This window comes from Roseateles microcysteis, from assembly GCF_036880965.1.
GTDB lineage: Bacteria > Pseudomonadota > Gammaproteobacteria > Burkholderiales > Burkholderiaceae_C > JAUASW01.
On record NZ_JBAJMV010000005.1, the window covers coordinates 240,325 to 257,533 of the forward strand.

Genomic DNA, 17,209 nt, shown 5'->3' on the forward strand with positions numbered 1-17,209 from the left:
CAATGGCACTGATCGAAGTGAAGGTTCCCGACATCGGCGACGTGAGCGATGTGGCCGTGATCGAACTGCTGGTGAAAGCCGGCGACACGGTGAAAGCCGAGCAAAGCCTGGTGACCGTCGAGAGCGACAAGGCCTCGATGGAGATCCCGAGTTCCGCCGCTGGCGTGGTCAAGGAGCTGAAGGTCAAGCTCGGCGACAAGGTCAGCGAAGGCTCGGTGCTCCTGATGCTGGAAAGCGCGGATGCAGCGGCTGCTGCGCCGGCTCCAGCACCGGCTGCGGCTGCGCCCGCAGCGGCCCCGGTCGTTGCACCGACGGCTGCCAGCCACAGCGGCGGCGCCGATCTCGAATGTGATGTCGTCGTGCTCGGCGGCGGCCCTGGCGGCTACTCGGCAGCGTTCCGCGCGGCCGACCTCGGCTTGAAGGTCGTGCTGGTCGAGCGCTATGCCACGCTCGGCGGCGTCTGCCTGAATGTGGGTTGCATCCCGTCCAAGGCGCTCTTGCATGTGGCGGCCGTGATGGACGAGGTCTCGCACATGGCCGACCTGGGCGTGGACTTCGGCGCGCCGACGGTCAACGTCGACAAGCTGCGCGGCCACAAGGAAAAGGTCATAGCCAAGCTGACCGGCGGCCTGAATGCCATGGCCAAGATGCGCAAGGTCACGGTTGTGCGCGGCTACGGCACTTTCCTCGACCCGCAGCATCTGCAGGTTGAAGAGACCACCGGCACGGCGCAAGAGAAGACCGGTGCCAGCAAGACCGTGCGCTTCAAGAAGGCGATCATCGCGGCCGGCTCGGCGGCGGTGCGCCTGCCTTTCCTGCCGAACGACGATCGCATCGTCGACTCGACCGGCGCGCTGGCCCTGGCCGGCACGCCCAAGAAGATGCTGATCATCGGCGGCGGCATCATCGGCCTGGAAATGGGCACGGTGTACTCGACGCTCGGCGCGCGTCTGGACGTGGTCGAAATGCTCGACGGCCTGATGCAGGGCGCCGACCGCGACCTGGTGAAGGTCTGGCAGAAGATGAACGCCCACCGCTTCGACAACATCATGTTGAAGACCAAGACGGTGGGTGCCGAAGCCACGCCGCAAGGCATCAAGGTGCAGTTCGAAACGCTGGAAGGCGTGAAGAGCGAAGGCCTGTACGACCTGGTGCTGCAAGCCGTGGGCCGCACGCCCAATGGCAAGAAGATCGCGGCCGACAAGGCCGGCGTGGCGGTGACCGATCGCGGCTTCATCAATGTCGACGTGCAGATGCGCACCAACGTGCCCAACATCTTCGCCATCGGCGACATCGTCGGCCAGCCGATGCTGGCGCACAAGGCGGTGCATGAGGCGCATGTCGCCGCTGAAGTGGCTGCTGGTGAATTGCTCGGCGATGCCAAGCTGGCCAAGGCGCAGTTCGACGCGCGCGTGATTCCGAGCGTGGCCTACACCGATCCGGAAGTGGCTTGGGTAGGGCTCACCGAAGACCAGGCCAAGGCGCAAGGCATCAAGGTCAAGAAGGGCCTGTTCCCCTGGACGGCTTCTGGCCGCGCCATCGCCAACGGCCGCGACGAGGGCTACACCAAGCTGCTGTTCGATGATTCCCCTGAGGCCCATGGTCACGGCAAGATCCTCGGCGGCGGCATCGTCGGCACGCACGCCGGCGACATGATCGGCGAGATCGCGCTGGCCATCGAGATGGGCGCGGACGCCGTGGACATCGGCAAGACCATCCACCCGCACCCGACGCTGGGCGAATCCATCGGCATGGCCGCCGAGATCGCGCACGGCAGCTGCACGGATGTGCCGCCACAGCGGAAGTAAGTGATCCACTCGCTGATGAAAGCCCGGACCGGCAACGGTTCCGGGCTTTTTGTTTGATGCGTGGCCCAGGAGGCGGATTTCGGCACGTTGCAGCCGTTCGCGTTGAAGCTCGTTCGCGCTGCCGAGGCCATCGGGTGAGGGCTTGTGCTCCTGTCCCCCGGACCGGGCTTCGCCCGATCCTCCTCCTTTACCTCGCCCAAACCCTCACCCGACACCCTCGGCCGAACCTGCGCATGCCACCAGGCGAAGGCCACGGCGGTGCGGATCAGGTCGGCAGTGGGTTTCCCGAAGCGAGGTAAAGGAGGAGGACCTGGCTCAGCCAGGGCCGGGGGACACGAGCGCAGGGGAACCCGCTGGCGGCCTGATCTTCGACCAACCGAGGAACAAGAAAACGAATGGCAGCAATGTGCCGAGAGCCGCACATCGATTCCTCAATGTCCCCCGGGGTTTACCCTCCGTGACTAACCGCAAGCCCCGCACCCCCAGCTCTAATCGCCGTCAAACAAGACCGATTGGGATGATGACCGCGACATCAAGACTTCAGAAGCTCGTGCTCCTGCGCCCCGGCGAAGGCCGGGCCTTGCTGTGGGCGGCGGCCTATTTCTTCTTTCTGCTGATGGCGCTGTACCTGCTGCGACCGGTACGCGAGGCCTTCGGAATTGCCCGCGGCGCCGACAAGCTGCCCTGGCTGATGACCGGCACGATGGTGGTGATGCTGCTGGTCAACCCGCTCTACGCGGCCCTCGTCTCGCGCATGCAGCGCCGCCGCTTCATCCCGCTGGTCTCGCACTTCTTCGCGGCCAATCTGCTGGTGCTCGCAGCGCTGTTCTTCTGGCTGCCCGAGCATGGCGGCACCACGCTGGGCTATGTGTTCTACATCTGGCTGAGCATTTTCAACCTGTTCGTGGTGTCGGTGTTCTGGAGCCTGATGGCCGATGTGTTCACCGAGGACCAGGGCAAGCGCCTGTTCGGCATGATCTCAATGGGCGGCACGCTCGGTGCTGTTGTCGGTGCCGCCGTGACCGAGGCGCTCAGCAGTGGCAGCCTTGGCGTGAAGTTCGAGCCTGCGGCCCTGATGCTCACAGCCGTCATCGGGCTGGAGCTGGCCGTGCTCTGCATGAGCCGGCTGGGCCGCATGTTCCACCTGTCAGAGGCCTCGGATGCCGGCCAGCAGGCGCGCGAGCCGGGGCCTGATTTCAAGGCAGGCTTCAAGGCCATCATGGCCTCGCGCTATCTGCAGGCGATCTGCCTCTACATGCTGCTGTTCACGGTCACCACGACCTTTCTGTACCTGTTCCAGGGCGAGATCGTGGCCAAGACCTTTGCCACCGGCGCGGAGCGCACGGCGGCCTTCGCGCGGCTGGACCTGTGGGTCAATGTCCTGACGCTGTGCACCCAACTACTGATCACGAGCCGCCTGATCCGCACCATCGGCGTGGCCGGCGTGCTGCTGGTGCTGCCCATCCTGACCACCCTCGGTTTTGGCGCGCTGGCGCTGTGGCCGAGCTTTGCGATGCTGGCCGTCGTGCAGGTGCTGCGCCGGGGTATTCACTATGCCGTGGACCGGCCGGCGCGCGAGATCCTCTACATACCGCTGGGGCCGGAAGAGAAGTACAAGTCCAAGGCCTTCATCGACACCTTCGTCTTTCGCGGCGGCGATTTCCTGGGCGTCTGGGCGCCGGCCTTCTTCAGCGCGCTGGCGGTGCCGGTTTCACTTGCTGCATTGGCATGCGCTGGAGGCTGGGTAACGGTGGCGGCGCGCCTGGGTCGCATGGTCCGGCGGCGGTCGCCGGCCGTGGTTTCTTCGCCCGCCTCTGCGGGCCGGGTTGAGTTCATCAAGGAGCACACATGAGCATCAAGAACAAGAGCTTCTCGCGTCGGCAGGTCCTGCAAGCCGGCGCTGCATTGAGCGGCGCGAGCCTGCTCGGACCGGTGACGGCAGCAGCGCCAGCGCCCAAGCGCATCCTGATCCTGGGCGGCACCGGCATTCTCGGCCCGGCCATCGTCGAGGTCGCGCGGGCGCGCGGCCACACCCTGACGCTGTTCAACCGTGGCCGCACGCGCCCGGGTCTGTTTCCCGACATCGAGAAGCGCCAGGGCGACCGCGACCCTCTGAAGGGCGAGGGCATCAAGTCGCTGGAAACCGGCGAATGGGACGCGGTGATCGACGACTCCGGCTACTACCCGCGCATGGTCGGCGCCTCGGCCGAACTGCTGGCGCCGCGCGTCAAGCACTACATCTACATCTCCAGCATCTCCTGCTACAAGGAACCCAACCCGGTCAACGGCGATGAAGACGCGCCGCTGGCCGTGCTGGCCGACCCCAAGGTCGAGGAGATGGGCAAGAACTTCGAGAACTACGGCGGCCTGAAGGCGGCCTGCGAAGCGGCGGCCGAAAAGGCGCTGCCGGGTCGCACCACCATCGTCCGCCCCGGCTATATCGTCGGGCCGGATGACCCGACCGGCCGCTTCACCTACTGGCCGGTGCGCTTCGACAAGGGCGGCGAGATCGCCGTGCCCGGCGCGCCCACCGACCCCTTCCAGCTGATCGATGTGCGCGACCTGGCCGAATGGCTGGTCCTGATGGTCGAGAACCGCACGACCGGCAAGTTCAACGCCATCGGCCCCGAGAAGGCGATGACCTGGGGCCGCGCGATTGCCGCCTGCCAGAAGGCCACCAAGGCTCAGAGCACGCTGACCTGGATTCCGGGCGAGTTCATGGCCAAGCAGCAGGACATCGAGTTCCCGATCTGGGCGCCGTACCACGGCGACACCAAGGGCTTCCACACCTGGCAGAACAAGCGTGCGGTGGCCGCCGGCATGCGTTTCCGCCCGATCGAGCAGACGGTGACAGACACGCTGGCCTGGTATCAAGGCCAGTTGAAAGTGGAGAAGGGCCGCGTGAAGATGGCTTTCACGCCGGAGAACGAGGCCGAGATCCTGAAGCGCTGGAAGGCCTCAAAGGCGGGCTGACCGATCGCGCCCAGCAACAATTCGCTCACACGGCGCGGAGAAACTTCGCGCCCATGAGCGTTTTCTCTCCCCTCAAGTCGCGCCTGCCTGGCGCCGTCCTCTTGCTGTTGCCGGCCCTCGTGGGCCTGGCAGCGTCGTCGGCCCGGGCCGAGATCCCGGTGCACTTCAGCGGCGGCGAAGACCGCTGGTCAAAGCTGGTGGCCCAGCAGACCTTGCCGCGCAGCCGCGAAGCCATGGCGGCGTTGGAAGCGTTCGCGCAGGCGCAGTACGGCGTGAAGCTCGACGGCCGCATGCGGCTCCTGATGCAGGCCACGCCCACCGCGGCTGCGCCTGAAGGCGCAGGCAATGCAAGCCTGATTCTCAAGGTCGAGGCCGGCATGGGCGAGGCCGAGCTGCGCCAGTGCGCCTTGGGCCAGCCCTTGCGCCAGGGCATGCTCAGCGTCATCGATGAAATTGCGGGCGGCCAGAGCAAGAAGCTGCCGACCTGGTTGGCTTCTGGCCTGGCCGAGACGGTGAGCCGCCAGATCGTGGTCGGCTTGCAGTTGCCGCCGCTGCCGCCCTATGCGGCCGAGCCGCCTATCAATCGCCCTGAAGGTGTGGATGCCCGCAAGGCCGAGCAGATGGTGCAGGCGGCGCAGCGCAGCCGCCAGAGTCAGCGTCTCAGCGTGACGGCCCTCGAGGCCTTGCAGCAGCGCCTGGGCGACAGCTTCCATCCGCGCATGAAGGCCTATCTGGAGGCGGCCGCGCGTGATGGCTTTGATGCGGATGCAAGCTTCGCTGCGCAATTCAACATCACGCCCACCGAGCTGCTGGCTTCGATGGAGCAGGGGGCGGCCGCCCAGGCCGAGGCCGGCGAGGACAGGCCGGCACCGCTCAAGCTATCGCTGGCCCAGGTCGATGTGAGCCGCGACAAGCCCGAGCTGCAGCAGGCCTGGGCCGCCTTCATGCAGGCCACCAAGCCACGTGCGCTCGCGCTGGCCAGCGATGGCAATTGGGGCGTTGGCAGCGAATCGCTGCGGCCGGTGGACAAGGCCCTGGAAGCCTGCAAGGGCAAGGGTGGCGCCAACTGCCGCCTGTTCGCGCTGGACGATGAGGTGCTCGCGCGCCCCGACCGCGCCCATGTGGCCGTGCAGATGGGCGGCTATGTCTACGACGATTTCGCCAGGCAGGTGGAGCGTGACTGGCTGGGCCTGGTGCGCCAGGCCAGCGCGCAGTTCGACCGCCTGGTGAATGACGTGCTGAAGGTGCGCCTGGTGCGCGATGCGCGCATCTATGTGGCCGCGGGCGTCAGCGACTACGAGCAGATCCTGCGCGAGGACATGCGCATGCCCGTGGAGCGGGCCGAGCTGCAGGGCGAGGTCAGCGGCGGCCTGTCCAACAGCCGCGGCCAGATCGCGCTGAAGTTCACGCCCAGGCAGAACCGCGCGGCGGCCTATGACATGGCCGTGAAGACCACCCTGCACGAGCTGACGCACGAGCTGCAGAAGCAGCTCGACAACCGGCATGCCGGCTTCAGCCCGCCGGCCTGGCTGCGTGAAGGCACGGCCGACCTGATGGCCTACCTGTTGGCGCCGCAGGTGCGCATCAATGATGCCGAGGCCGAAGCCTTGCGCAACTGGCGCGAGCGCAATCTGAACTGGTGGCGCACCGGCAACAAGACCGGCCTGCAGGCCGACGACATGGTCGACGTGGCGCCGTCCGGCTGGACCCGAATGATGAAAGAGAAGCGCGGCAACTACCAGATGGCCGGGCTGATGAGCATGTATCTGCAGGCCATCACCGGAGAGCGCTTCCTGCCCTCCTGGGTGGCCTACTACCGGCTGGCCGGGCAGAAGGGGCAGAAGCCTGCAGCCGCCTTCGAGCAGGCCTTTGGCCTGGGCGAAGCGGAGTTCCATGCCGACTTCAAGCGTTGGCTCGCGCAGCAGTAGACCGCCAGGGACCCTCGGCAGGACTCCCATGGGAGTCCTGCCGAGGGTCCCTAGAACGACGGCAGGCTGGCGCAGTTGGCCACGCTCCAGCGGTCGACCAGGATGCGAAAACTCGCGTTCACCTGCACGCGCTGCCATTGCCCCTGTGGCAGTTCGCAAGACCAGTCGCGGCCGCTCGAATCATGAAGTTGCAGAAGGTAGCGTTCTTGCCGCTTGCCCAGCCGCTCGGCGCCCATGCCATCGGCACCGGCGCTGGCCAGCTTCGGGCTGGGCCAGCTGGGCGGTGTCGGCGCCTGGCCTTCGTTGCGAATGCCCCAGCGCCGCCGCCATTGCGGCGAGGTGTAGCGGCAATGCTCGCCGCCGGCAGGCCGTCCGTCCGCGGCCTTGGTCGTCACACGGCGGGCCAGGACCTGTGCGTCCGCCGGCAGTTCATCGCACCAGCCGGAGTTGGTTTCCTGGACCCGCTGCTCGACCTCGATTTCGTATTGCCAGGTCTTGCTCACCACTTCCACAACGACCCCCCGGGGGCCATAGAGCTTCCAGGCGATGGGCGCCAGCGCGAGGCAGCACAGGCCAAGCAGGGCCCAGCGCAGCGGACGCGGGAGGGTGGCAAGGCGGAAGCGGACGGGACCCATGGCGGCGCATTGTCTACGCAGCGTACCGCTACCATCGGCGCGGCATGGCCACAGCAGTCATGACAGGAGTGTGCTGAATGAAGTCAGCCCGGAAGATTCAAGTGTTGCTGGCGGGCCTGCTGCTCGCAGGCCTGGTGTCGGCGAACGCTGCCGAGCAGCGCCTGTTGATCGAGCCGAAGCAGACGGACGAACGCCTCGCCGCCGGCGAGCCACCGCATCTGGTGGCCTATGACACCGAGAAGGCGCAGGCGCCGCTCTTTGTCTGGCTGCCCGGCACCAATGGCCGTGCATCGCCGGGGCCGCGGCAACTCTTCGACACCGTGCTGCAGCAGGGCTATCGGCTGATCTCGCTGACCTACCTGAACTCGGTGGCGGTGTCGCAGGTCTGTGTCGGCGCCACTTTGCGGTCCCAGCCGTCGTGCGCGGGCCGCATGCGCCAGCACCGGGTCTGGGGCGAGCCGCACACGCGCCTGATCGACGACAAACCAGAGGACGCCATCGTGCCGCGCCTCACACGCCTGCTCCAGCATCTGGCGCGCAGCGATGCCGCCGGCCAGTGGGCGCAATACCTGGACGGCGAGGAGCCGCGCTGGGACCGCATCGTGCTGGCCGGCCAGTCGCAGGGCGGCGGCATGGCCGGCTTCATCGCGCAGACGCGCCGCGTGGCCGGCGTCATCATGTTCTCGGGCGGCTGGGATCGTGCTTCCAGCGGCGCGGACATCGCCGAGTGGTATTCCAGGCAGAGCCTGACACCGCCGCAGCGCTGGCATGCCACCTTCCACAAGGACGAGCCGCAGGCCTCGACCATGGAGCGCATCTACCGCCGCCAGGGCGTGCCGGCAGCGCAGATCCATGCCTTGTCGGAAAAGGTGAGGGAGGGCGGCAATCCGCATGGCGAGGGCATCGCCAACCCGGTCTATCGACCCTTGTGGGAACAGATGCTGAAACTGCAGCCTTGAAGCGCGCGGGGCCTCAGGCGGTTTCGCGGCGCACCTGCTGAGCCTCGCGGCGTTGACGGACACCGTCGGTCACCTGCTTGAGCTGCTCGCCGCGGGCCAGCAGCTCCTGCTGCAGATGCTCGTTGTCGCGAGCCAGCGCCTCGAGGCGGGCGATGGATTCAGCGCTGGCGCCGGCAAGCGTGGTGGTCCAGAGGGGCAGCGCATCGCCCGCACCCTGTGCTGCGGGCTTGCGCAGTTGCCGGGCCACCAGCCACAGCATGCCAAGCACGGCGCCGCTGATGATCAGGGTGGACAGCCAATGGCTGGCTAGCACCGGCATGAGGTCGGCGGCCATTGCCCCGCCGACGGCAATCAGCAGGGCCACGCAGGACAGGGCAAGGCGCTTGAGCATCAGAAACCAAGCTCCGCAAGGGCTAGGGCGGTAAATGAGCGGGCGCATGATAGGCGCAAGGGCTGGCTATGCAAGAGAGTATTTCTCCTGCCCTTGTGCGAGGGCCGATACACTCGCGGCCGTTGAGAAGCGGGGGACCCTGGGCATGAGTATTGAAGTGGCAGGCGAGGTGCTCGCCGAGGCAGTGATCGCCAACGAGCTGGGCAAGTCGGGCGAGGGCGCCAGCGCGCGGCCGCACCAGAGCTGTGCCAACTGCGGCACTGCGCTGACCGGTCGTTACTGCCATCAATGTGGCCAGGTCGGTCATGTGCATCGTTCGTTGCTGCACATGTTCGAGGAGTTCCTGCACGGTATCTTCCATTTCGACACCAAGGCCTGGCGCACCGTGCCGGCGCTCATCGTTCATCCCGGTCGACTGACCCGCGCCTATGTCGATGGTCAGCGCGCCCGGCATGTGGCGCCGCTGCCGCTGTTCCTGTTCATGATCTTCCTGATGTTCTTCACCTTCTCGCTGACCAGCAGCAACGGGACGGACAGCAGCGAGAACACCGACAAGGGTCAGACCTTCGTCTCGACCAAGGCTCAGAAGAAGATTGACAAGAAGATCGAAGCCAGCCGGGCCAGGGTGGCCGAGCTGCAGGCGAGCATTGCCAAGCTCGATGAAAAATCGGACGAGCGCGCTGACCTGGAGGCGGAACTGGTCGAGGAAAAGGCCCGCCTCGAGGGGCTTCAGACGGCTGGGGTGATTGTGCAGACCGGCTCAGCCAGCAGCCCGGTGTCCGGCTCGATCAGCGTTGGGCCGGATTCAGCGGCCAGCCAAAGCAGGAGCGAAAGCAAGCGCGACGACACCAGCGAGGCCGCCATCCACAAGAACCTGAAGGACAACGTGCCGTGGCTTTCCAATGCGGCCTTCGAGAAGAAGATCAAGCATGCGCTCGAGAACAAGGAGCTGGCGCTCTACAAGATGAAGGGCGCGGCGGCGAAGTTCGCCATCCTCCTGATGCCGATCTCGCTGCCCTTCCTGTGGTTGCTGTTCCCGTTCAGCCGCCGCTTCACCATGTTCGACCACGCGGTCTTCTCGCTGTACTCGCTGTGCTTCATGGCCGGGCTGATGTCGGTGCTGGCCGTGCTCGGCGCGCTGGGCTGGACCTTCCTGGTCGTGATGCTGAGCATGTTCGCGCCGCCCATCCACATGTTCGCGCAGCTGCGTGGCACCTATGGCCTGAGCAAGACCACGGCCTTCCTGCGCACGATTGCCCTGCTGTTCGTGGCGCTGTGCTCGCTGCTGGTCTACGGCCTGCTGGTGGTTTACATGAGCATGTGAGAGGGCGAGGCCTTCAGGCCTCGTCGAAGAGCGGACGCAATTGCTCGTCCCATTGCTCCAGCTCTTCCGGCCCGATCTGCAGCCAGTCCAGCGCCCGCTGGCTGTGCAGCTTCCAGTCGGCATCGGCGTCGAGCCCCTCGTGGGCGCGCATCAATTGCTCGGCCACCAGACCGGCGGCCACCAGGGTGTGCAGCTCGGCATGGATGCTGCCGTCACCCAGCGACACGAAATCGTGATGCAGGCGGATGGCGGCCATCAGCTCGGGCGCCATGTTCCAGGCGCGCACCACCAGGGCACCAACCACGGCATGGTCGGTCTTGTGGTTGGCATTTTCGGTGGCGATGAAGGGCCGGTCGATGCGTGCGCCGGCCTCGATCATGGTCGATCCGTAGCCGCGCACGCTTTGCAGCAGCACCGGCATGCCGACATGGCAGAACAGGCCGAAGGTATAGGCCAGGCCCGGAGAGAGCCCTGGCAACTGGCGGGCGATGAAGTCCATCGCGATGGCGCGCTTGGTCGAGCGCTCCCAGAAACGGCCCAGTTGCGGGTTGTTCACCGGTATCGCGTTCTTCAGCAGGAAGCCGGTCAGGATGGCCGCCGTCTCGCGCAGGCCCAGGCGGTTCATGGCCTGGCCGACGGTGGAGCAGGGTTGCCCATCGGCCATGTGTACCGGGCTGTTCGCGGTCCGCATCAGGATGACCGACATCGCCACGTCGGCGCTGGCGATGCGGGACACCTCGTTCAGATCGGGCTCGGCCTGCGCCATCGCTTGTTGCAGGCGAGCCAGAAGCTCCGGGCAGGGCGGGATGACGATCTGGCGCAGCGAACCGCGCGCGCGCGCAGCGTCGATTTCTTCTCGGATGGCTTCAGTTTTCATGCGGGATTTCAGGTCGGGCGCGCGGCCGCGGCGATGGCGCCTGGGTCTTGCCTGTAGAGTGACCGGATTATCGCCAGCCAAGCCTTGGCAGGTCTGGGCGACGGTCAGCGACTTTGGAGGATTCTTGCTCGCTTTGCTTGGGAATCGGCTGCGATCTGCCTGGACCTTGAGCTTTGTCTGCCTCTTGGGGCTGACGGCGGCTCCGGCCTGGGCGCTCGAGCCGGCCCAGCTGATGGACGCGGCCGCCAGGATCGGCCCGCGCGCACCGAGGCAAGCGCAGTTGCTCCTGCAGATGATCGAGCGGGCCCGCCGCCTGGGTGATGGCCCGCGCCTGACCCTGGTCAACAGCTATATCAACCAGCGCATCGCCTTCCATGCCGATCAGGAAGTCTGGGGTCAGCCTGACTACTGGGCCAGCCCGCTGGAAAGCCTCAGCAGGGGCAAGGGCGATTGCGAGGACATTGCGATCGCCAAGTATTTCAGCCTCGTTTCGGCCGGCGTGCCGGAGTCGCGCTTGCGCATGGTCTATGTGCGCGCCATGCTGGACGGCAAGCCCGAGGCGCACATGGTCTTGGCCTACTATGCGCAGCCGGAAAGCGTGCCGCTGATTCTGGACAATCTGCAGGGCGAGGTGAAGGCGGCTTCGCAGCGGCCCGACCTGGCGCCGGTGTTCAGTTTCAATGCCGAAGGCCTGTGGCAGGGTGTGGGCCAACGCAACACCGGCGACCCGTTGACGCGGCTGTCGATGTGGCGCGAGCTGCTGGCCAAGGTGCGGGCCGAGGGCTTCTGATGATGACCGACAACATCAACACGACGGGAACAAGATGTCGCTGATACGCCAGATGTGGATGCTGCTGGTGGCCGTGCTGCTGCTGGCCTTGGCTGGCAGCGTGGCGCTTTCCACCGCCTCCCTGCGCGAGCTCCTGCAGGCGCAGCTGCAGATGAAGAACAGCGACAACGCGCAATCGCTGGCGCTGGCGCTCTCGCAGCAGCAGGGCGACGCGGCGCTGATGGAACTGGCGATCTCGGCGCAGTTCGACACCGGCCACTACCAGCGCCTGGTCCTGCGCAAGCCCGACGGCAACGTGGCCCTGGAGCGCAGTGCCTCGGCCAAGCCTGCACAAGCGCCGGCCTGGTTCGTCTCGCTCGCGCCCATCACGGCTGCGCCGGGCGTGGCCCAGGTCAGCAATGGTTGGAATGCCATCGGCACGGTCGAGGTGCAAAGCCATTCGTCCTATGTGCATGACGAGCTCTGGCGCAGCAGCCTGCGCATGGCACTTCTGCTGACAGGCCTCGGCGCTGTCGCCGTGGCCTTGGCGCTGGCTGTGCTGCGCCGCATCCGCCGGCCGCTGGATCTTGCCGTGGCGCAGGCACAGTCGGTTGTGGACGGCCAGTTCGCCACCGTGGCCGAGCCCAGCGTGCCCGAGCTCAAGCGCCTGACGCAGGCCATGAACACCATGGTCTTGCGAATGAAGGCCTTGTTCGATGGGCAGGCCGAGCAGCTTCAGGTCTTGCGCCAGCAGGCTCATTGCGACGCCTTGACCGGCCTCTCGCACCGCAGCCATTTCATGGCGGAGCTGGAGTCCGCCCTGGCGCGCGATGAAGGCCCGGTGGCCGCCGGCCTGATCCTGCTGCGCTTACGCGATCTGGCCGGCCTGAATGAACGTCTGGGCCATGGGGCCGTGGACCAGGCCTTGCTGGCAATTGCCCACGCCCTGCAAACCTACCCTGAGCGGGTTCCGGGCTGCCTGGTTGGCCGACTGAACGGTGCCGACTTCGCGCTGTGGTTGCCAGCCGCGGGTGTTGCGCAAGACAGCGCTTCAGCCCTTGCCGACGCGTTGCGGGCCAGCCTGCCGGCTTTCGGCCATGGCCTGCAGGTCGCACTGGGCGCGGCGGAGTTGCCGCGTTCGCGCGGGTCCAGCGCCTGGTTTGCGGCCGCCGATGCTGCCCTGGCCCGGGCCGAGGCGCGCGGTGGTTTCGCCGTCGATTCATCAACCGAGCAGCTGCCCGAGGCCTTGCTGCAAGGCGAGCGAGCCTGGCGCGCCCAGATCACCGAGGCGCTGCGGGAGCGTCGTGCGCGGCTGCAGGAGTTCCCGGTGCTGGACCGCCAGGGCGTGCTCCTGCATCTTGAATGCCCGCTGCAGATGCAGATGGAAGCGCGTGCTGAATTCCAGCCCGCCGCCCGCTGGCTGCCGCTCGCGGCTCGCAGCCGCTTGACTGCCGAGGTGGACTTGCTGGCTGTCGGCATGGCGCTGGAAGCGATTGCCCGCGATGGCCAGCAGCGCTGCGTCAACGTGGCGCCGGCCTCGCTGCTCGAAGGCAGCTTTGTTGCGCACTTGCGCGAGCTGGTGCTGCAGGCACCCGTTGCGGCGCGCAAGCTGGGCCTGGAGCTGGCAGAGGGCGCTGCGCTCCAGCATTTCGAACTGCTGCAGGAGCTGGGCCGGCAACTGCGGCCGCTGGGCGTCAAGCTGGGCCTGGAGCATTGCGGCGCCGGCCTCATGCAGGTCGAACGTCTCTACCAGGCCGGCCTGGACTACGTGAAGCTCGACGCCTCGGTGCTCTCGGGTGTGTCAGGCGACGCGGCCCGCGCCGCCTTCGTGCGCGGCCTGGTCATCATGCTGCGCAGCCTGGCCCTGAAGGTCTACGGCGAAGGCCTGCAGCAGGCGATGGACGTGCAGGCCTTGTGGGACTGCGAGCTGGACGGTGTGACCGGGCCGTGGGCAACGGCCCAGTCACGGGCCTGAAACCAGAACTGTCCAGGCTTCAGAACTTGCCGCTGTCCACGTCGCGGATGAACTGGACCAGGCCGGTGAAGTAGGTGGCCTGGTCGTCGTACATCGACATGTGCGAACCCTGCGGGCAATGCAGGTAGCGGCCCTTGCCCAGCTTGGTGGCGATCATCTCCATGTGCTTGGGGTCCATGGTGTCGTGCTGGCCGCCGATGCTCAGGGTCGGCACCTTGATCTTCTCCAGGTCGGCCACGCGGTCCCATTTCTCCAGCTTGCCGCTGGTGCCCATCTCGCTGGGCCCCTGCATCGGGATGTAGACCTCCTTGTTGATGCGGGCGAAGGCACGGTTGACCGGGTCGGGCCACTGGTCTGGCGGCATGCGCAGGATATGGTGCACGTAGAAATGCGGCACCAGCAGTTCCATGTAGCGCGGGTTGTCGTAATCCTTCTTGGCCTCGATGGCCTTGATCTCCGCGAGCACCTTCTGGTCCATGGCCGGCATCAGCACCTTCTCTGCATAGGCGGCGTAGGCGGGAATGCTGGCCATCATGTTGGAGATGACCATGCCCTTGAGATGCTGCTGGTACTTGAGCGCGTACTCGATGGCCAGCAGGCCGCCCCAGGAGTGGCCCAGGAGGTAGAAGTTGCTGCTGTCCAGCTTCAAGGCCTGGCGCACCTGCTCGACTTCCTCGACGAAGCGCGGCAGCTCCCACAACGAACCGTCCTTGGGCTGGTCGCTGAAGGCGGAGCCCAGCTGGTCGTAGTAGTAGTACTCGATGCCTTCCTTGGGGAAGTAGCTGTCGAAGGCCTCGAAGTATTCATGCGTGGCGCCCGGGCCGCCGTGCAGCAGCAGCACCTTGATCTTGGGGTTGTTGCCGACCCGCTTGGTCCAGACCTTGAACTTGCCCTTGGGCGTGTCGATGGTGATCTGCCGCACGCCGCCGCTCAGCACATCGTCGCGGCCGGTGTTGTCGAAGTAGGCGCCGGGCGCCGGTGCTGTGGGTGCTGTGGGCGGAGCTGGCGGCGTGGGCGGCGCCGGCGGCGAGCAGGCGGCGAGGCTGAACAGGACTACAAGCAGGCAGGCAAGGCGTTTCATGGCACCCTCTGTTGTTCAAGGTGCGCGCATTGTGCTGCCGGCGTCAGCTGATGTCAGCGCTGTGTAGCTGGAAGGGGCGGCCCAGGCGCCGGTCCTCGAAGAATCTCTGAAGGGTCTCGCGCACGGTGCGGAAGGCGATTTCGTCCCAGGGCACCTCATGCTCGTGGAAGAGCCTGGCCTCCAGCGTCTCGGGCCCTGGGTTGAACTCGGGCGAGAGCAGGGTGGCGCGGAAGTAGAGATGGATCTGGCCGACCTTGACCACGTTCAGGAGGCAATAGAGCTCATGCAGCGCGATCTGCGCGCCGGCTTCTTCATCGGTTTCTCGCTGCGCGCCTTCGGCCGCGGTTTCGCCAAGTTCCAGGAAGCCGGCGGGCAAGGTCCAGAACCCGTAGCGCGGCTCGATGGCGCGCTTGCACAGGAGCACCTGGCCGTCAGGGCCATCGCCCCAGACCGGCAAGGTGCCGACCACATTGATGGGGTTCTCGTAGTGGATGGCGCCGCAGGACAGGCAGGTCGCGCGTTCACGGTTGTCATCGGCCGGCACGCGGTACTCGACCGGGCTGCCGCACGTGGGGCAATGCTTGAAGCGACGCGCGAGGAACATGGGCTCAGTGTAGCCAGCCGGTGGCATGATGACCGTGCGGGCCCGACCCCAAGCATCGACAAGAAACGCCATGGAACTTTTCAACTACTTCCGCTCCTCGGCCTCCTACCGCGTGCGCATCGCGCTGGCGCTCAAGGGCCTGGACTACGACTACAAATCCGTGCACCTCGCCAGGAACGAACACCTGGGCGAAAGCTACAGCGCGGTGGCCAGTTCGCGCCTGGTGCCGCTCCTGCGCGATGGCGATGCGGTCGTCACCCAGTCGATGGCCATCATCGAGTACCTCGATGAAACCCATCCCGAGCCGCCGCTGCTGCCCAGCGATGCCTTGGGTCGTGCGCGCGTGCGGGCGTTGGCGCAGGACATCGCCTGCGAGATCCACCCGCTCAACAACCTGCGCGTCCTGCGCTATCTGGTCAAGGACATGGGCCTGAGCGAAGACCAGAAGACCCGCTGGTACAAGCACTGGGTGGAGACCGGCTTGGAGGCCGTCGAGCAGCGCTTGCTGCGTGAGGGCGCGTCAGGCCGGTTCTGCCATGGCGACACGCCCGGCCTGGCGGACTGCGTGCTGGTTCCGCAGATATTCAATGCCCAGCGCTTTGAATGCCGGCTCGATCATGTGCCCGCGGTGATGAAGGTGTTTGAGACCTGCATGGCACTGGACGCTTTCAGCAAGACGCAACCCTCGGCGTGCCCGGATGCTGAATGAGGTCCGAGCGCAGGGCTGCCCCAAGCCGGACCACGTCCCCTCGGGGGACCGACCGGTGTACTCATCGGTCGAGGGGCAAATGATCGATCCGGACTGGTTGATCCCTGACTGGGAGTTGCCCGCGGCATGGCCGCGCATCAAGGCCTTCATGACCACGCGGGCCGGCGGCGTCAGCACCGGTGCTCATGCGAGCATGAATGTCGGCCGGGCGGTACAGGACGATCCGGCCGCGGTGAATGCCAACCGCACCAAGGTTGACGAGGCGCTGGGCGCGCCGGCCGTCTTCCTGCATCAGGTGCATGGCGCTGATGTTCTGCATCTTGAAGCGGCGCACCTGGATGGTGAACGGCCCAAGTTCGACGCCAGCATCAGCACCAGGCCGGGGATTGGCTGCGCCATCCAGGTGGCTGACTGCCTGCCGGTGCTGTTCGCAGCGCCTGGCGCAGTGGGGGGCGCACATGCCGGCTGGCGCGGCCTGGCTGGCGGCGTGCTGGAGAACACGGTGCGCGATTTGTGTGAGGCCGCTGGCTGCGAGCCGGCCGAGCTGCGTGCGTGGATGGGGCCTTGCATTGGCCCAAGGCAGTTCGAGGTGGGTGCCGACGTCGTTCAGGCTTTCGGCGGCTCGACGGATTCACCCGATCCTGACTTCTTCGTCTACCGCGCCAATGCGCAGGGCGAGCCGCGCTGGCTGGCCAACCTGCCGGCGCTGGCTCGCGAGCGATTGCAGCGGGTCGGCTTGACGCAAGTCAGTGGCGGCCACTGGTGCACGCGCAGCGAGCCCTCACGGTTCTTTTCGTTCCGGCATGAGCCGCTCGCCGGCCGCATGGTCGCTGCCATCCGGCTCCTGTGATGCTGCCGGTTCCTGGGTCTCGGCCTTGCGGCGCGCTGCGCGGCGGGCTGGTGTTCCCATCAGGTAGAGCACGATGGAGAGCGGCAGCACGCCATAGAGCAGGAGCGTGAAGAAGGCGCCGATCACGGTGCCCTGGCTGCTGGTGGCTTCAGTCAGGGCCATGAGCAGGACGACGAAGGCCCAGGCGATTGCAACGATGTACATGCGGTGTCATAGCAAGGTAAGTAAAGCAGCGTACAACAGCGGCTGGGTCGCTGTGGCAAGCTTCTTGCCTGATGATCGGCGATGACCAGGAGACATATGAGCAAGAAGAACAGCAAGGGCGC

The 17,209-nt window shown here is 66.4% G+C and carries 16 protein-coding genes; 10 read left to right on the top strand and 6 right to left on the bottom strand.

Annotation, left to right across the window (positions count from 1 at the left end):
• Positions 1-2: 2 nt before the first annotated feature.
• From lpdA to V3596_RS15425, 4 genes are all read left to right on the top strand, one after another.
• Positions 3-1,808 carry a dihydrolipoyl dehydrogenase gene (lpdA, locus tag V3596_RS15410; protein ID WP_334278672.1) on the top strand — a complete coding sequence of 602 codons (1,806 nt, stop codon included), beginning with the start codon at positions 3-5 and terminating at the stop codon, positions 1,806-1,808.
• Between the two features lie 520 nt (positions 1,809-2,328).
• Positions 2,329-3,660, top strand: a complete 1,332-nt coding sequence (locus V3596_RS15415) for an NTP/NDP exchange transporter (protein ID WP_334278673.1) — start codon at positions 2,329-2,331, stop codon at positions 3,658-3,660.
• Entirely contained in the window at positions 3,657-4,781 is a 1,125-nt protein-coding gene (locus V3596_RS15420) for an NAD-dependent epimerase/dehydratase family protein (protein WP_334278674.1), read from the top strand. The genes V3596_RS15415 and V3596_RS15420 overlap by 4 nt, the downstream gene beginning before the upstream one ends.
• Before the next feature lie 53 nt (positions 4,782-4,834).
• On the top strand, positions 4,835-6,709 hold the full coding sequence (locus tag V3596_RS15425) for a hypothetical protein (protein WP_334278676.1): 1,875 nt from the start codon (positions 4,835-4,837) through the stop codon (positions 6,707-6,709).
• A 50-nt stretch (positions 6,710-6,759) separates the two neighbouring features.
• Here V3596_RS15425 and V3596_RS15430 read toward each other — a convergent pair whose 3' ends face one another.
• Positions 6,760-7,344 (bottom strand): hypothetical protein, encoded by a 585-nt coding sequence (locus tag V3596_RS15430; protein WP_334278677.1) that lies wholly within the window; start codon positions 7,342-7,344, stop codon positions 6,760-6,762.
• Positions 7,345-7,421: 77 nt separating this feature from the next.
• Here V3596_RS15430 and V3596_RS15435 point away from each other — a divergent pair, with 77 nt between their 5' ends.
• A complete protein-coding gene (locus tag V3596_RS15435; protein WP_334278678.1) occupies positions 7,422-8,303 on the top strand; it encodes a BPSS1187 family protein in 882 nt (293 codons plus the stop codon).
• 13 nt (positions 8,304-8,316) lie between these two features.
• Here the strand turns inward: V3596_RS15435 and V3596_RS15440 are convergent, their stop codons facing one another.
• Positions 8,317-8,694 (bottom strand): hypothetical protein, encoded by a 378-nt coding sequence (locus V3596_RS15440; protein WP_334278679.1) that lies wholly within the window; start codon positions 8,692-8,694, stop codon positions 8,317-8,319.
• Between the two features lie 145 nt (positions 8,695-8,839).
• Between V3596_RS15440 and V3596_RS15445 the strand changes: the two genes are divergently transcribed.
• Positions 8,840-10,018 carry a DUF3667 domain-containing protein gene (locus V3596_RS15445; protein ID WP_334278680.1) on the top strand — a complete coding sequence of 393 codons (1,179 nt, stop codon included), beginning with the start codon at positions 8,840-8,842 and terminating at the stop codon, positions 10,016-10,018.
• A 13-nt stretch (positions 10,019-10,031) separates the two neighbouring features.
• Here the strand turns inward: V3596_RS15445 and V3596_RS15450 are convergent, their stop codons facing one another.
• Positions 10,032-10,895 (bottom strand): HDOD domain-containing protein, encoded by an 864-nt coding sequence (locus tag V3596_RS15450; protein ID WP_334278681.1) that lies wholly within the window; start codon positions 10,893-10,895, stop codon positions 10,032-10,034.
• A gap of 166 nt (positions 10,896-11,061) precedes the next feature.
• On the opposite strand from V3596_RS15450, the gene V3596_RS15455 reads away from it, so the two are divergent.
• Complete coding sequence (locus V3596_RS15455; protein WP_334278682.1) at positions 11,062-11,685, top strand: transglutaminase-like cysteine peptidase; 624 nt, start codon at positions 11,062-11,064, stop codon at positions 11,683-11,685.
• Positions 11,686-11,719: 34 nt separating this feature from the next.
• Entirely contained in the window at positions 11,720-13,639 is a 1,920-nt protein-coding gene (locus V3596_RS15460; RefSeq protein WP_334278683.1) for a bifunctional diguanylate cyclase/phosphodiesterase, read from the top strand.
• A 19-nt stretch (positions 13,640-13,658) separates the two neighbouring features.
• On the opposite strand, the gene V3596_RS15465 is transcribed toward V3596_RS15460, so the two are convergent.
• Positions 13,659-14,720, bottom strand: coding sequence for a proline iminopeptidase-family hydrolase (locus tag V3596_RS15465; protein WP_334278684.1), 1,062 nt, complete (start codon positions 14,718-14,720; stop codon positions 13,659-13,661).
• 43 nt (positions 14,721-14,763) lie between these two features.
• Positions 14,764-15,324, bottom strand: a complete 561-nt coding sequence (locus V3596_RS15470; RefSeq protein ID WP_334278685.1) for an NUDIX hydrolase — start codon at positions 15,322-15,324, stop codon at positions 14,764-14,766.
• A 70-nt stretch (positions 15,325-15,394) separates the two neighbouring features.
• Between V3596_RS15470 and maiA the strand changes: the two genes are divergently transcribed.
• Both maiA and pgeF read left to right on the top strand, forming a co-directional pair.
• Complete coding sequence (maiA, locus tag V3596_RS15475; protein WP_334278686.1) at positions 15,395-16,033, top strand: maleylacetoacetate isomerase; 639 nt, start codon at positions 15,395-15,397, stop codon at positions 16,031-16,033.
• Positions 16,034-16,112: 79 nt separating this feature from the next.
• Positions 16,113-16,883 (top strand): peptidoglycan editing factor PgeF, encoded by a 771-nt coding sequence (pgeF, locus tag V3596_RS15480; RefSeq protein WP_334278687.1) that lies wholly within the window; start codon positions 16,113-16,115, stop codon positions 16,881-16,883.
• On the opposite strand, the gene V3596_RS15485 is transcribed toward pgeF, so the two are convergent.
• Positions 16,815-17,087 (bottom strand): hypothetical protein, encoded by a 273-nt coding sequence (locus V3596_RS15485; RefSeq protein WP_334278688.1) that lies wholly within the window; start codon positions 17,085-17,087, stop codon positions 16,815-16,817. The genes pgeF and V3596_RS15485 overlap by 69 nt on opposite strands.
• Positions 17,088-17,209: the final 122 nt, after the last annotated feature.